The sequence below is a fragment of the Streptomyces sp. NPDC097619 genome (genome assembly GCF_040302735.1).
Classification (GTDB): Bacteria; Actinomycetota; Actinomycetes; order Streptomycetales; family Streptomycetaceae; genus Streptomyces.
This window is the reverse complement of record NZ_JBEOSD010000032.1, coordinates 1-15,047: the sequence shown is the minus strand read 5'-3', so window position 1 is coordinate 15,047 and position 15,047 is coordinate 1. Positions and strand designations below refer to the sequence as shown.

At 71.7% G+C, this 15,047-nt stretch carries 13 protein-coding genes; 12 read left to right on the top strand and 1 reads right to left on the bottom strand.

The features are described 5' to 3' along the window. Positions 1-5: 5 nt before the first annotated feature. Entirely contained in the window at positions 6-419 is a 414-nt protein-coding gene (locus ABTZ17_RS11885) for a RidA family protein (protein WP_352195425.1), read from the top strand. Positions 420-477: 58 nt separating this feature from the next. On the opposite strand, the gene ABTZ17_RS11880 is transcribed toward ABTZ17_RS11885, so the two are convergent. After that, positions 478-1,083, bottom strand: a complete 606-nt coding sequence (locus ABTZ17_RS11880; RefSeq protein WP_352195424.1) for a HEAT repeat domain-containing protein — start codon at positions 1,081-1,083, stop codon at positions 478-480. Between the two features lie 510 nt (positions 1,084-1,593). Between ABTZ17_RS11880 and ABTZ17_RS11875 the strand changes: the two genes are divergently transcribed. The 11 genes from ABTZ17_RS11875 to ABTZ17_RS11825 form a co-directional block, all read left to right on the top strand. After that, on the top strand, positions 1,594-3,393 hold the full coding sequence (locus tag ABTZ17_RS11875; protein ID WP_352195423.1) for a 3-hydroxyacyl-CoA dehydrogenase family protein: 1,800 nt from the start codon (positions 1,594-1,596) through the stop codon (positions 3,391-3,393). Between the two features lie 136 nt (positions 3,394-3,529). Then, on the top strand, positions 3,530-4,399 hold the full coding sequence (locus ABTZ17_RS11870) for a TetR family transcriptional regulator (RefSeq protein ID WP_352195422.1): 870 nt from the start codon (positions 3,530-3,532) through the stop codon (positions 4,397-4,399). Positions 4,400-4,768: 369 nt separating this feature from the next. Further along, a complete protein-coding gene (gene ccrA, locus ABTZ17_RS11865) occupies positions 4,769-6,106 on the top strand; it encodes a crotonyl-CoA carboxylase/reductase (RefSeq protein WP_352195421.1) in 1,338 nt (445 codons plus the stop codon). Between the two features lie 54 nt (positions 6,107-6,160). Beyond that, on the top strand, positions 6,161-8,221 hold the full coding sequence (locus tag ABTZ17_RS11860) for an ethylmalonyl-CoA mutase (protein ID WP_352195420.1): 2,061 nt from the start codon (positions 6,161-6,163) through the stop codon (positions 8,219-8,221). After that, a complete protein-coding gene (locus tag ABTZ17_RS11855) occupies positions 8,218-9,183 on the top strand; it encodes an HpcH/HpaI aldolase/citrate lyase family protein (protein ID WP_352195419.1) in 966 nt (321 codons plus the stop codon). The genes ABTZ17_RS11860 and ABTZ17_RS11855 overlap by 4 nt, the downstream gene beginning before the upstream one ends. 4 nt (positions 9,184-9,187) lie before the next feature. Further along, on the top strand, positions 9,188-9,700 hold the full coding sequence (locus ABTZ17_RS11850) for a MaoC family dehydratase (protein ID WP_352195418.1): 513 nt from the start codon (positions 9,188-9,190) through the stop codon (positions 9,698-9,700). 2 nt (positions 9,701-9,702) lie between these two features. Then, positions 9,703-10,908 (top strand): acyl-CoA dehydrogenase family protein, encoded by a 1,206-nt coding sequence (locus tag ABTZ17_RS11845; protein WP_352195417.1) that lies wholly within the window; start codon positions 9,703-9,705, stop codon positions 10,906-10,908. Between the two features lie 186 nt (positions 10,909-11,094). Next, positions 11,095-11,751: a phosphatidylserine decarboxylase gene (locus tag ABTZ17_RS11840; RefSeq protein WP_352195416.1), complete on the top strand. Its 657-nt coding sequence runs from the start codon at positions 11,095-11,097 to the stop codon at positions 11,749-11,751. Beyond that, a complete protein-coding gene (pssA, locus tag ABTZ17_RS11835) occupies positions 11,738-12,604 on the top strand; it encodes a CDP-diacylglycerol--serine O-phosphatidyltransferase (RefSeq protein WP_352195415.1) in 867 nt (288 codons plus the stop codon). The genes ABTZ17_RS11840 and pssA overlap by 14 nt, the downstream gene beginning before the upstream one ends. A gap of 267 nt (positions 12,605-12,871) precedes the next feature. Next, complete coding sequence (locus tag ABTZ17_RS11830; RefSeq protein ID WP_352195414.1) at positions 12,872-14,362, top strand: AlkA N-terminal domain-containing protein; 1,491 nt, start codon at positions 12,872-12,874, stop codon at positions 14,360-14,362. A gap of 93 nt (positions 14,363-14,455) precedes the next feature. Beyond that, a partial coding sequence (locus ABTZ17_RS11825; protein ID WP_502994647.1) for a methylated-DNA--[protein]-cysteine S-methyltransferase occupies positions 14,456-15,047 on the top strand: 592 nt, incomplete at its 3' end.

The following is a 15,047-nucleotide window of genomic DNA, read 5'->3' as shown; positions in this document are numbered from 1 at the left end:
CGGTCATGACCAGTGATCATCTGACCCGCGTGTCCGCCCCGGAGGGTGTGGCCCCCGGCAACGGCTACCAGCACGTCGTGTGGGGGACGGGACGCTTCGTCGCCGTCTCCGGCCAGTGCAGTCTCGACGAGAGGGGCGAGGTGGTCGGGGTCGGGGACCCGGCCGCCCAGGCCCGGCAGGTCTTCGAGAACCTGCGCCGCTGTCTCGCCGCGGCCGGGGTCGGCTTCGAGTCGGTGGTGAAGCTGACGTACTTCGTCACGGACGTGGCGCACCTGCCCGCGGTGCGGGCGGCCCGGGACGCGGTGATCCCCCCGGAGCACCTGCCCGCCTCCTCGGCGGTACAGGTGTCGGCGCTGTTCCGGCCGGAACTCCTCCTGGAGATCGAGGCGTTCGCGGTGGTCCCAGAGCCGCGGCCGTAGCCCCTCCCCCACCGGCGCGTCGGCGGCGGAGCACCGGGGCCGGCCGGGACCGTCGGGTTCAGTCCCGGCCGCGCCGGGGGGCCGGGAGGCGACGCAGGGCCTCGGTGGCGGGGACGGCCAGCCCGGGGTGGGCCTGGGCGGCGGTGAGCACGGGCCGGGCCCGCGGGTCCGCGAGCTCGCCCAGGCCGGCCACGCAGGCCAGCGCGATCCGCCCGTACGGATCCTGCGGGGACAGCAGCCGCCCCAGGGTCGCGATGAGGGCGGGCACCGACTCGGGGGCCCGCAGCCGGACCAGCAGCCGCACCGGATGCAGGGCGTAGGCGGTCCGCAGCGGGTTGGTGGCCAGGGCGGCGGCGGCGCGCGCCGTGCGCGGGTCGCCGAGCCGGGACAGGGCGTGCGCGGCGGCGGCGCAGCGGGGCGGGTCCCGGTGGTTGAGCAGCAGCACCAGGGCCTCGAAGGCGCGGTCGTCGCCGGCGCAACCCAGTCGGAAGGCGGCCGTCTCGCGTTCCCAGAGGGCGGCTCCGGCGGCCGTGAGCACGGCGGCCAGTTCCTCCCGGTCGGTGTCGGCGGCCAGCAGGTGTGCGGCGCGTGCGGCGGCCCCGGGGCCCTGCGCGGCCGCTTCGGTCCGTACCCGCCCGGCGAGGGCGGCGAGTTCCTCGTCCACGGCCGTCAGGTTAGGGCCCGGCGGGCGGGCGCGCGGCACACATCACACAGTTCCCCCGGACGGCCCACTGGCGGAGTGGTTACCGCCGAGTTAGTCTCCTGTGCATCGAGTCCGGCGACCACCACCCGTGGTCCCGGACCGGGTACTCGTGGCGGCCTGGTGACGCAGCCGTTTCGGGTGCCGGTCGGTACGGCACGTTCTGCACGTCCGCACGGCGCTGACCCCGGGACAGGGTCCGCCGGTTCTCCGCTCCGCCGCTCTCCCGCCGGCGCGCCCGCGCGCCGCCCGGGTCCGTGCGGGGTCCTCTCGGCCCGGCCCTGCCCGGCTTCCCGCCCGGTTCGGCCGCCGCTCAGCCCCTCAGCACCCGTACGCCCCGCGCCACCGCACGCCCGGTCGTCGCGGTCCCGTGCGCACCGCTCCGGCGGTGCCGAGGCCGCGCCCCCGCGCACGCGTGCCCCGCCCGGCCGTGCGCCCAGCCGTCACCTCCCCTCATTCCACTGGAGTCCCGCGATGGACCGTCAGTCCACTCCGCCCAGTCCGCTCACCACCATTGCCGTCGTCGGTCTCGGCACCATGGGTACCGGCATCGCCGAGGTCCTCGCCCGGGCCGGCCGCGAGGTCATCGGCATCGACGTCAGCGAGGCGGCCGCCGCCCGCGCGACGGCCTCGCTGGAGGCCGCCACCGGTCGGGCCGTGTCCCGCGACCGGATGACCCCGCAGGAGCGCACCGAGATCCTGTCCCGGTTCCGGACGTTCACCGATCTGCAGGCGGCGGCCCACGCCGACCTGGTGATCGAGGTAGTCCCGGAGGACCTCGCCCTGAAGCAGCGGGTGTTCGCCTCGCTGGACGCCATCGTCCGTCCGGACGCGTTGCTGGCCACCGGCACCAACGCGCTGTCGGTGACGCGGCTGGCGGCCGAGTCACAGCGTCCGGAGCGGGTGCTGGGCCTGCACTTCTTCAACCCGGCGCCCGTGATGAAGCTGGTCGAGGTGGTCTCCTCGGTGCTGACCGCGCCGACGGCGGTGGCCGCCGTGACGGAGCTGGCCCGGGAGCTGGGCAAGGAGCCGGTGTCGGCCGGGGACCGTCCGGGGTTCGTGGCGGACGGGCTGCTGTTCGGGTACCTGAACCAGGCGGCCGCGATGTTCGAGTCCCGGTACGCCTCCCGCGAGGACATCGACGCGGCGATGCGGCTGGGCTGCGGGCTGCCGATGGGGCCGCTGGCCCTGCTGGACCTGATCGGCGTGGACACCGCCCGCACGGTCCTGGAGGCCATGTACGCGGCGTCCGGGGACCGGCTGCACGCGCCCGCCCCGATCCTGGGGCATTTGGCCGAGGCCGGGCTGACCGGTCGGAAGGCCGGCCGCGGCTTCTACTCCTACGAGGAGCCGGGCAGCGGGGTCACCGTGGCCGACGCGGACACCCCGGCGGCCGGGGCCGGCGCGGGCGGCGGGCGCGAGGTGCGACGGGTCGGCGTGGCCGGGTCCGGGACGATGGCCGGCGGGATCGCGCAGGTCTTCGCGCAGGCCGGGTACGAGGTGGTCCTCGCGGCCCGCAGCCCGGAGAAGGCGGAGGCCGCGAAGGCCCTGATCGGGAAGTCCCTCGACCGTGCGGTGTCGAGGGGCCGCCTGACGGTGGAGGCGCGGGAGGAGACCCTGGGCCGGATCGCCCCGGCGGGCTCCCTGGACGCCTTCGCCGAGGTGGACCTGGCGGTGGAGGCGGTGGCCGAGGACCTGGCCGTCAAGCAGGAGCTGTTCGCGGCCCTGGACCGGATCTGCAAGCCGGGCGCGGTGCTGGCCACGACCACCTCCTCGCTGCCGGTGATCGCCTGCGCGCGGGCCACCTCCCGCCCGCAGGACGTGATCGGGATGCACTTCTTCAATCCGGCGCCCGCGATGAAGCTGGTCGAGGTGGTGCGGACGGTCCTGACCTCGGACGAGGTGCACGCCACGGTCCGGGAGGTCTGCGCGAAGGTCCGCAAGCACCCGGTGGACTGCGGGGACCGGGCCGGGTTCATCGTGAACGCGCTGCTGTTCCCGTACCTCAACAACGCGATCAAGATGGTCGAGGAGCACTACGCGAGCCTGGACGAGATCGACGCGGCGATGAAGCTGGGCGGCGGCTACCCGATGGGGCCGTTCGAACTGCTCGACGTGGTCGGGCTCGACGTGTCGCTGGCCATCGAGAAGGTGCTCCACAAGGAGTTCCGCGACCCGGGGCTGGCCCCGTCCCCGCTGCTGGAGCACCTGGTGGCGGCGGGCTGCCTGGGCCGGAAGACCGGCCGCGGATTCCGTGAGTACGCCCGGCGCTGAGCCGGGCGCCCACCAGCAGGATGCGTGGGGAGGGCTGCTCGGGTCCGCCGGACCCTCATCACGGCGGACGTACCCTCCCGGGCCCAGTGCGGGCCCTCCCCCGCATCCACCCCCGCGGGCGCGCGCCCCCGGCGCCATGCAGTACGTTCGCCTTATGTCCCAGTCCGCCAAGATCACTCGCGCCGCCGCGCCGGACGCCCCGGAGAGCGCCGCGGGGACCCGCGCCGCCGCCCAGCGGCTGAAGATGCGCCGGGAGCTCGCCGCCGCCGCCATGGAGCTGTTCGCCTCCAAGGGGTACGAGGCGACGACGGTGGACGAGATCGCCGCGACGGCCGGCGTGGCCCGCCGGACCTTCTTCCGGCACTTCCGCTCCAAGGAAGAGGCGATCTTCCCGGACCACGACGACACCCTGACCCGGGCCGAGGCGGTGCTGGAGGCGGCACCGGCCTCCGAGCACCCGCTGGACACGGTGTGCCGGGGCATCAAAGAGGTCATGAAGATGTACGCGGCCTCTCCCGCGGTGTCGGTGGAGCGGTACCGGCTGACCCGCGAGGTGCCCACGCTGCGGGAGCGGGAGATCGCCTCGGTGGCCCGCTACGAGCGGCTGTTCACCCGCTACCTGCTGGCCCATTTCGACGAGCAGGACCACCACGACGGCAACGACGACCCGCTGCTGGCGGAGGTGGCCGCCTCCGCCGTGGTGACGGCCCACAACCACGTGCTGCGGCGCTGGCTGCGGGCGGGGGGTCGCGGGGACGTGGAGACCCAGCTCGACCACGCCTTCGGGATCGTCCGCAAGACCTTCGGCACCGGGATCGGGGCCGGCCGCGGCCAGGCCGCGGTGGAGGGGGAGGGGCCGGCGGCGGAGCCCGCGCCGGCCGCCACGGCCCGCGCGGAGGGCGAGGTGCTGGTGGCGGTGGCCCGTACGGACGCCCCGCTGGACGAGGTCATGCGGACCATCGAGGAAGCCCTCAGGAACAAGCGGTCGCAGGAACCGCAGGCGTAGCGAAAAGCGATCCGGATCACAGTGGCCGCTCCCGTGTGGGGGCGGCCACTTCCGTTTGTCCGAGTTGGCCCTACTCGCCGGTAACTCTGATCGATCATCGCTCATCTGCGCAGGTCAATCGGCAAATGAGAGAAGTTTTTGGCACGCAGTGCCTTGCCGAGTGACACGGGGTGCCATACGTTGAAGGCGTCCGGATGTCCCCGCGGTCCACCTCACCCGTGCACGGAACGCGCCCCGGATGCCTGCGTCACCAGGCAGCTCCGCGCCCATCACAGCGCCTTCGCACCACAGCACCGCCGCACCGACGGCAGCACCTCCAACGGACCACCCTCAGCGTTCCCTCGACGCATCCTCGCCGGAGGCACCACCGTGAAGCACATCCTCGAAGCGATCCAGTCCCAGGCCGCCACGGCCGAGGACTTCGCGGCCCTGCCGCTCCCCGAGTCCTACCGCGCGGTCACCGTGCACAAGGACGAGACGGAGATGTTCGCCGGGCTCACCACCCGCGAGAAGGACCCCCGCAAGTCCCTGCACGTCGACCAGGTCCCGCTGCCCGAACTGGGCCCGGGCGAGGCCCTGGTGGCCGTGATGGCCTCCTCGGTCAACTACAACTCGGTCTGGACCTCGATCTTCGAGCCGCTCTCCACCTTCGGCTTCCTGGAGCGCTACGGCCGGACCTCCGACCTCGCCAAGCGCCACGACCTGCCGTACCACGTCATCGGCTCCGACCTGGCGGGCGTGGTCCTGCGCACCGGCCCCGGCGTCAACGCCTGGAAGCCCGGCGACGAGGTCGTCGCGCACTGCCTCTCCGTCGAGCTGGAGTCCTCCGACGGCCACAACGACACCATGCTCGACCCCGAGCAGCGGATCTGGGGCTTCGAGACCAACTTCGGCGGCCTCGCCGAGATCGCCCTGGTCAAGTCCAACCAGCTGATGCCCAAGCCCGACCACCTCAGCTGGGAGGAGGCCGCCTCCCCCGGCCTGGTCAACTCCACCGCCTACCGCCAGCTGGTCTCCCGCAACGGCGCCGGCATGAAGCAGGGCGACAACGTCCTCATCTGGGGCGCCAGCGGCGGCCTCGGCTCCTACGCCACCCAGTTCGCCCTCGCCGGCGGCGCCAACCCGATCTGCGTGGTCTCCTCCCCCGAGAAGGCCGAGATCTGTCGGAAGATGGGCGCCGAAGCCGTCATCGACCGCAACGCCGAGGGCTACAGGTTCTGGAAGGACGAGCAGACCCAGGACCCCCGCGAGTGGAAGCGCTTCGGCAAGCGCATCCGCGAGCTGACCGGCGGCGAGGACATCGACATCGTCTTCGAGCACCCCGGCCGGGAGACCTTCGGCGCCTCCGTCTACGTCACCCGCAAGGGCGGCACCATCACCACCTGCGCCTCCACCTCGGGCTACATGCACGAGTACGACAACCGCTACCTGTGGATGTCGCTGAAGCGCATCATCGGCTCCCACTTCGCGAACTACCGCGAGGCGTGGGAGGCCAACCGCCTCATCGCCAAGGGCAGGATCCACCCCACCCTGTCCAAGGTCTACTCCCTGGAGGAGACCGGCCAGGCCGCGTACGACGTCCACCGCAACCTCCACCAGGGCAAGGTCGGCGTGCTCGCCCTCGCGCCCGAGGAGGGCCTCGGCGTCCGCGACCACGAGATGCGCGCCCGGCACCTCGACGCCATCAACCGCTTCCGCGACATCTGACCCCGCCCCTCCACACCGCCGACCATCCCACAACGGCCTTGAGGATCGCCTGAGATGACTGAGCGCCAGAAGGACCGGCCGTGGCTCATGCGGACGTACGCGGGCCACTCCACGGCCGAGGCGTCCAACGAGCTGTACCGCCGCAACCTCGCCAAGGGGCAGACCGGTCTGTCGGTCGCGTTCGACCTCCCGACCCAGACCGGCTACGACCCCGACCACGTCCTCGCCCGCGGCGAGGTCGGCCGGGTCGGCGTGCCGGTCTCCCACCTCGGGGACATGCGGAGGCTGTTCCAGGACATCCCCCTGGAGCAGATGAACACCTCGATGACGATCAACGCCACCGCCATGTGGCTGCTGGCGCTCTACCAGGTGGCCGCCGAGGAGCAGGGAGCGGACGTCTCCCGGCTCCAGGGCACCACCCAGAACGACATCGTCAAGGAGTACCTCTCCCGCGGGACGCACGTCTTCCCGCCCGGGCCGAGCCTGCGCCTGACCACGGACATGATCGCGTACACGGTCAACAACATCCCGAAGTGGAACCCGATCAACATCTGCAGCTACCACCTGCAGGAGGCGGGGGCCACTCCGGTCCAGGAGATCTCGTACGCGATGTCCACCGCGATCGCGGTGCTCGACTCGGTCCGCGACTCCGGGCAGGTCCCGCCGGAACGGTTCGGCGAGGTGGTGGCGCGGATCTCCTTCTTCGTGAACGCGGGCGTCCGCTTCATCGAGGAGATGTGCAAGATGCGCGCCTTCGGGCGCATCTGGGACCGGATCACCCTGGAGCGGTACGGCATCGAGGACGCCAAGCAGCGGCGCTTCCGCTACGGGGTCCAGGTCAACTCCCTCGGGCTGACCGAGGCCCAGCCGGAGAACAACGTCCAGCGGATCGTCCTGGAGATGCTGGCCGTCACCCTCTCCAAGGACGCCCGGGCCCGCGCCGTGCAGCTGCCCGCGTGGAACGAGGCCCTGGGCCTGCCCCGCCCCTGGGACCAGCAGTGGTCGCTGCGGATCCAGCAGGTCCTGGCGCACGAGAGCGACCTGCTGGAGTACGAGGACATCTTCGCCGGCTCCCACGTGATCGAGGCCAAGGTCGACGCCCTGGTGGCGGAGTGCCTGGAGGAGATCGAGCGGATCCAGGAGATGGGCGGCGCGATGGCGGCCGTGGAGTCGGGCTACCTGAAGTCCCGCCTGGTCTCCTCGCACGCCGAGCGGCGGGCCCGGATCGAGGCCGGCGAGGACAAGATCGTCGGAGTGAACTGCTTCCGGCAGACCGAGCCCAACCCGCTCACCTCCGACCTGGACACGGCCATCATGACCGTCGACGGGCGGGTGGAGCAGCAGATCGTCGAGCGGATCGGGCGCTGGCGCGGCGAGCGGCAGGAGTCCACCGACCGGCAGGGCGAGGGCGACCCGTTCGTCTTCCCCACCGTCGGCCAGGCCCTGGACCGCCTCAAGGAGGCCGCCGCGGGCACCGAGAACCTGATGGAGGCCACCCTGGAGTGCGCCCGCGCCGGTGTCACCACCGGCGAGTGGGCCGGGGCCCTCCGCGAGGTCTTCGGCGAGTTCCGGGCCCCCACCGGGGTCTCCTCGGCCCCCGTGGCGGTCGCCGCCGAGCCCGGCACCCCGCTGGCCGAGGTCCGCGCCAAGGTGACCCGGACCGCGGAGGAGTTGGGCGCCGGACGGCTGCGGCTGCTCGTCGGCAAGCCCGGACTGGACGGACACTCCAACGGGGCCGAGCAGATCGCCGTCCGCGCCCGCGACGCCGGGTTCGAGGTGGTCTACCAGGGCATCCGGCTCACCCCCGAGCAGATCGCCACGGCCGCCCTGGCGGAGGACGTGCACTGCGTGGGACTGTCCATCCTGTCCGGCTCGCACAGCGCGCTGGTCCCCGACGTCCTGGAGCGACTGCGCCTGGCGGGGGCGGGTGACGTGCCCGTCATCGTCGGCGGCATCATTCCGAACGCCGACGCCGAGGAACTGAAGGCCGCGGGAGTGGCCGCCGTCTTCACCCCGAAGGACTTCGGCATCACGGAGATCATCGGCCGTATCGTCGACGAGATCCGCACAGCCAACAAGCTCAGCCCCCTGATCAGTACGGAGGTCCCCGCATGACCACGCCCGTGAACCGGCTCCGGCCGCGCCGCTCCTGCCTGGCGGTCCCGGGTTCGAACCCGCGGTTCCTGGAGAAGGCCCAGGGGCTCCCCGCCGACCAGGTCTTCCTGGACCTGGAGGACGCCTGCGCCCCGCTCGCCAAGGAGGGCGCCCGCCACACCATCGTGGAGGCCCTGAACCAGGGCGACTGGACCGGGAAGACCCGGGTGGTCCGGGTCAACGACTGGACCACCCACTGGACCTACCGCGACGTGATCACGGTGGTCGAGGGCGCCGGCCCGAACCTGGACTGCATCATGCTGCCGAAGGTGCAGGACGCCCAGCAGGTGGTGGCCCTGGACCTGCTGCTCACCCAGATCGAGAAGACCATGGGGTTCGAGGTCGGCCGGATCGGCATCGAGGCGCAGATCGAGAACGCCAAGGGCCTGGTGAACGTCGACGCGATCGCCGCCGCCTCGCCGCGCCTGGAGACCATCATCTTCGGCCCGGCCGACTTCATGGCCTCCATCAACATGAAGTCGCTGGTCGTGGGCATGCAGCCGCCCGGTTACCCGGCGGACGCCTACCACTACATCCTGATGCGGATCCTGATGGCGGCCCGCACCCACGACCTCCAGGCCATCGACGGCCCCTTCCTCCAGATCCGGGACGTGGACGCCTACCGCGAGGTCGCGGGGCGCGCCGCCGCCCTGGGCTTCGACGGCAAGTGGGTGCTGCACCCGGGCCAGGTGGAGGCCGCCAACGAGGTCTTCTCCCCCTCCCAGGAGGACTACGACCACGCCGAGCTGATCCTCGACGCCTACGACTGGTGCACCTCCGAGGCGGGCGGCAAGAAGGGCTCGGCGATGCTCGGCGACGAGATGATCGACGAGGCCAGCCGGAAGATGGCGCTGGTCATCGCGGGCAAGGGCCGGGCGGCGGGCATGCAGCGCACCACCAAGTTCGAGATCCCGGAGGCGTAGGGCCATGCAGTTCGGACGCACCTACGAGGAGTTCGAGGTCGGGGCGGTCTACAAGCACTGGCCCGGGAAGACGGTCACCGAGTACGACGACCACCTCTTCTGCCTCCTCACCATGAACCACCACCCGCTCCACATGGACGCGAACTACGCCGAGAACACCACCGACTTCGGGAAGAACGTCGTGGTGGGCAACTACGTGTACTCGCTGCTGCTGGGCATGTCGGTGCCGGACGTCTCCGGGAAGGCCATCGCCAACCTGGAGATCGAGTCGCTGCGGCACGTGGCGCCGACCTTCCACGGCGACACGCTGTACGGGGAGACCACGGTCCTCGACAAGACCCCGTCGAAGTCGAAGGACGACCGCGGCATCGTGTACGTGGAGACCAAGGGCTACAAGCAGGACGGCACCCTCGTCTGCGTCTTCCGGCGCAAGGTGATGGTCCCGACCGAGACCTACGTCAAGGAGCGCGGCGGCGAGCAGCCCGGCCGGCCCCAGCTGAAGGAACAGGGGAAGTAACGATGGCCCGTCTCGCCCAGACCGCCGGACTCACCGACGTCCAGCAGGAGATCCTCAAGACCGTCCGGGAGTTCGTCGACAAGGAGATCATCCCGGTCGCCACGGCGCTGGAGCACCGCGACGAGTACCCCCAGGAGATCGTGGACGGTCTCAAGGAGCTCGGGCTGTTCGGTCTGATGATCCCGGAGGAGTACGGCGGCCTGGGCGAGAGCCTCCTCACCTACGCCCTGTGCGTGGAGGAGATCGCGCGCGGCTGGATGTCGGTCTCCGGCATCATCAACACCCACTTCATCGTGGCGTACATGCTGAAGCAGCACGGCACGCAGGAGCAGAAGGACCACTTCCTGCCGCGGATGGCGCTGGGCGAGGTGCGCGGGGCCTTCTCGATGTCCGAGCCGGGGCTGGGCTCCGATGTGTCGGCCATCACGTCGAAGGCGGTGCGGGACGGCGAGGAGTACGTCCTCAACGGTCAGAAGATGTGGCTGACCAACGGCGGCAGCTCCACGCTGGTGGCCGTGCTGGTGCGGAGTGACGAAGGACACCCGGAGGGTTCCGCCCCGCACAAGTCGATGACGACCTTCCTGGTCGAGAAGGAGCCGGGCTTCGGTGAGGTCCGTCCGGGCCTGACCATTCCGGGCAAGATCGACAAGATGGGCTACAAGGGGGTCGACACGACCGAGCTCATCATGGACGGACTGCGCATTCCGGCCAATCGCGTGCTGGGCGGGGTCACGGGTCGTGGGTTTTACCAAATGATGGACGGGGTCGAGGTCGGCCGCGTGAATGTGGCGGCGCGTGGCTGCGGGGTCGCTCAGCGTGCTTTCGAACTGGGTGTCTCCTACGCCCAGCAACGTCACACTTTCGGCAAGCCCATCGCCCAGCACCAGGCGATCCAGTTCAAGCTGGCCGAGATGGCTACCAAGGTCGAGGCCGCCCATGCGATGATGGTGAACGCGGCACGCAAAAAGGACTCCGGGGAACGAAACGACCTCGAAGCCGGGATGGCGAAGTACCTCGCCTCCGAGTACTGCAAGGAAGTGGTGGAGGACGCCTTCCGCATCCACGGTGGATACGGGTTCTCCAAGGAGTACGAGATCGAGCGGCTCTACCGGGAGGCGCCGATGCTGCTGATCGGTGAAGGTACCGCCGAGATCCAGAAAATGATCATTGGGCGACGCCTGCTGGAGGAGTACCGACTCCAGGGCTGAACGTCCCTTTCGCCGGGCTTTGTCCGAAAAATGTTCGCGAAAGGGTCACACCCTGTCACCGGCTTCGGGCCATCGACTCGGCTTCTGGCTTGCCCAGTTGTTACACGTAACCGCTAGCATTCCAGTAAAGCCGCCGTCCCGTCCCCCTGTTTGCGGCGCGGCGATCACCCGCTACGAAGGTCATCCATGCCCCACAGCCAAACCTCTGCACATCGAGACAGCGTCTCCGGCGTACGCCTCGCCCGCGGAGCATCGCCGTGGCTCCTGCCGACCCTGGCCACGGCCGCGTTCAGCCTGACCCGCGCCCGCAAGTCCGGTCGCTGGGCCGCGGCGGCCGTGCCCACCACCGCCCTCGCGGCGGGCATGCTGTGGTTCTTCCGCGACCCCGAGCGCGAGATCGCCCAGGGCCGCGTCATCTCGCCGGCCGACGGCGTGGTGCAGAGCATCATGCCGTGGAAGGACGGCCGCACCCGGGTCGCGATCTTCATGAGCCCGCTGAACGTCCACGTCAACCGCGCCCCGCTGGCGGGCACGGTGACCGCGGTCGAGCACGTCCCCGGCGGCTTCGTCCCGGCGTTCAACAAGGAGAGCGAGAACAACGAGCGCGTCGTCTGGCACTTCGACACCGAGCTCGGAGACATCGAGATGGTGCAGATCGCGGGCGCGGTGGCCCGACGCATCGTCCCGTACGTGCCCGCGGGCACGAAGGTGGAGCAGGGCGATCGGATCGGTCTGATCCGCTTCGGCTCGCGCGTCGACATCTACCTCCCGGAAGGTGTCGAGGTCGCGGTCGAGGTCGGTCAGGCCACCACGGCGGGAGTGACTCGAATTGACCGTGACTGACCCCGAGACTCACCCCAAGCCCCAGGCGGGCTGGGTCCCGGAGGCCGAGGAGGAGACCGACGGCGAGGAGATGCCCCTCTCGCTGCGGCTGTCGATAGCGGACACCCTCACCCTCGGCAACGCCACCTGTGGCTTCATGGCGGTGTACTTCACCACCACCGGGATCCTGATCCCGCACCTCACCGGCAGTGACGAGACGGGCATGGCCCGTCACAGCGCCGCCACCGCGGTGATACTGATGCTGCTCGCGGCGGTCTTCGACCTCTTCGACGGGCTCGTGGCGCGCAAGCTCCGCAGCTCGCCGATGGGCGCCGAGCTGGACAACCTGTCCGACCTGATCAGCTTCGGCCTGGCCCCCGCGTACTTCGTGCTCGTCTACGGCATGGTCGCCGACGACGCGCACCAGCGGGTGTCGGCGCTGGCGGCGATCGTGGTGCTGCTCGCCGTGGTGCTCAGACTCGCGAGATTCAGCTGCGTCACCATGAAGGACGGCATGTTCCAGGGCATGCCGAGCCCCTTCGGCGCGCTGACGGTCGTGTCGATCGTGCTGCTGGAGCTGCCCTTCGTGCCCACCCTGCTGGCCATCATCGGTGTGGCCTGGCTGATGGTGAGCCGGGTCGAGTACCCGAAGCCGCGGGGCGTCCTCGCGGTGGCGATGCTCAGCTGGATCGTCGGCGCCATGGGCCTGCTGGCCGCCTGGGCTTTCGACGCCCCCGGCGGTCAGGCCCTGCTCCAGACCGGCTGCGCCCTGCAGATCGTGCTGGCCGCGACCATTCCGCTGTTCGCGACCACCCGGCGGGTCAACACCTTCCGCCACAACCGCCGCGAGGCCCGGGCCACCGAGCTGCGCTAGCGGTACCCGCGCCCCCCCGGGGCGCGGAACCGAGGATCACGAGGAGGCCCCGGACACCCACGGTGTCCGGGGCCTCCGGCGTGCCCGGGGGCTTCGGGGCGCGGGGGCTTCGGCGGCTCCGGGGCGACCGGGGCTCCGGCGTGCCCGGGCCCGCGCCGCACGAGGTCCGCGGGCCGGGTGAAAGGGGCTCCCCCGCGACGGCTCACCCGTGAGCGTGATGTCGGAAAACCGCCAGCCCCGGGTGTCCGGGTACCGGATGCTGGAGTCATGCACACCGACACCGAGCGCTGCGTGCGCGCCGTGCGGTCCAAGGACGCCCGCTTCGACGGATGGTTCTTCACCGCCGTCCTGACGACCCGGATCTACTGCCGACCCAGCTGCCCGGCCGTGCCCCCGAAGACCGAGAACATGACCTTCCTGCCCAGCGCCGCCGCCTGCCAGCAGGCCGGCTTCCGGGCCTGCAAGCGGTGCCGCCCCGACACCAGCCCCGGCTCCCCCGAGTGGAACGCCCGGGCCGACGCCGTGGCCCGCGCGATGCGGCTGATCCGCGACGGCGTCGTGGACCGCGAAGGGGTCCCCGGGCTCGCCTCCCGGCTCGGCTACTCCACCCGCCAGATCGAACGGCAGCTCAACGCCGAGCTGGGCGCGGGCCCCCTGGCCCTGGCGCGGGCCCAGCGGGCCCAGACCGCCCGGCTGCTCATCGAGACCTCGGCGCTGCCCATGGCCGAGGTGGCCTTCGCCGCCGGGTTCTCCTCGATCCGCACCTTCAACGAGACGGTCCGCGAGGTCTTCGCACTGGCCCCGGGCGAGCTGCGGGCCCGCGCCGCGAAGTCCGGCGGCGGATCCGGCGGCCCGACCGCCGCGCCGGCCCCCGGCACGCTGACCCTGCGGCTGCCGTACCGGGCCCCGCTGAACCCCTCCAACCTCTTCGGGCACCTCGCGGCCACCGCCGTGCCCGGGGTCGAGGAATGGCGGGACGGCGCCTACCGGCGGACCCTGCGCCTCCCCTACGGGACCGGGGTGGTCGCCCTCGCCCCTCGGGAGGGCCACGTGGAGTGCCGGCTGACCCTGACCGACCTGCGCGACCTCACCATCGCCATCAGCCGCTGCCGCTGGATGCTGGACCTGGACGCCGACCCGGAGGCCGTGGACGCCCAGCTGTCCGCGGACCCGCTGCTCGCCCCGCTGGTCGCGGCCGGTCCCGGCCGCCGCGTCCCGCGCACCGTGGACGCCGCCGAGTTCGCCGTCCGGGCCGTCCTGGGACAGCAGGTGTCCACGGCGGCCGCCCGCACCCACGCGGGGCGGCTCGCGGCCGCTCACGGCGAGCCGGTCTCCGACCCGGAGGGCGGCCTCACCCGGCTCTTCCCCGCACCGGCTGCCCTGGCCGGGCTCGACCCGGAGACCCTGGCCCTCCCCCGCAGCCGCCGCACCACCCTCACCACCCTGGCCGCGGCCCTCGCCGACGGCTCCCTGCCGCTCGGCATCGACAGCGACTGGGAACGGGCCCGCGCCCAGCTCGGCACGCTGCCCGGATTCGGGCCCTGGACCGTGGAGGTGATCGCGATGCGGGCCCTCGGGGACCCGGACGCCTTCCTCGCCTCCGACCTCGGCGTGCGCAAGGCCGCACAGGCCCTGGGACTGCCGCACACCCCGGCGGCGCTCACCGCCCGCGCCACGAGCTGGCGGCCCTGGCGGGCCTACGCCGTGCAGTACCTGTGGGCCACCGACTCGCACCCGGTGAACCTGCTGCCGGACTGACCGGCCCGGCCGCGAGCACTCCGCCGCCCCGGGCCCCCTCGACCCCCGACCCGTTCCCGCCGGTCCCGGCCGGTCAGCACAGAAAGCACCGCCATGGAGCAGCAGAACCGACAGCACACCGTCGTCGACAGCCCGTACGGGCCGCTCACCCTCGTCGCCACCGACGGGGTCCTCAGCGGGCTCTACATGACCGGACAGCGGCACCGGCCGGCCGAGGAGACCTTCGGCCCGCGGGTGGATCCCGAAGAGGAGCCGTTCGCGGAGGTGGGGCGGCAGCTCACGGCGTACTTCGCGGGCGAGCTGACCGTCTTCGACCTGCCGCTGCGGCTGGAGGGCACCGAGTTCCAGCGCAGCGTGTGGGACCAGCTCCGGCAGATCCCCTACGGGGAGACCTGGTCCTACGGGGAGCTCGCCGCGCGGCTGGGCAAACCCAACGCCTCCCGGGCGGTGGGGCTCGCCAACGGCAAGAACCCGATCGGCATCGTGGTGCCCTGCCACCGGGTGATCGGGGCCTCCGGGAGCATGACGGGGTACGGGGGCGGGCTCGACCGCAAGGAGAGGCTGCTGGCGCTGGAGGGGGTGGGGGGCCGGGTGGGGGTGTCCGGGCGCATCTGCAGGCCGCCCAGGTGCTCGCGGTCCAGCAGGTCCTGGCCCGTACCAACTGGCGGAGGATCGCCGACGGCCG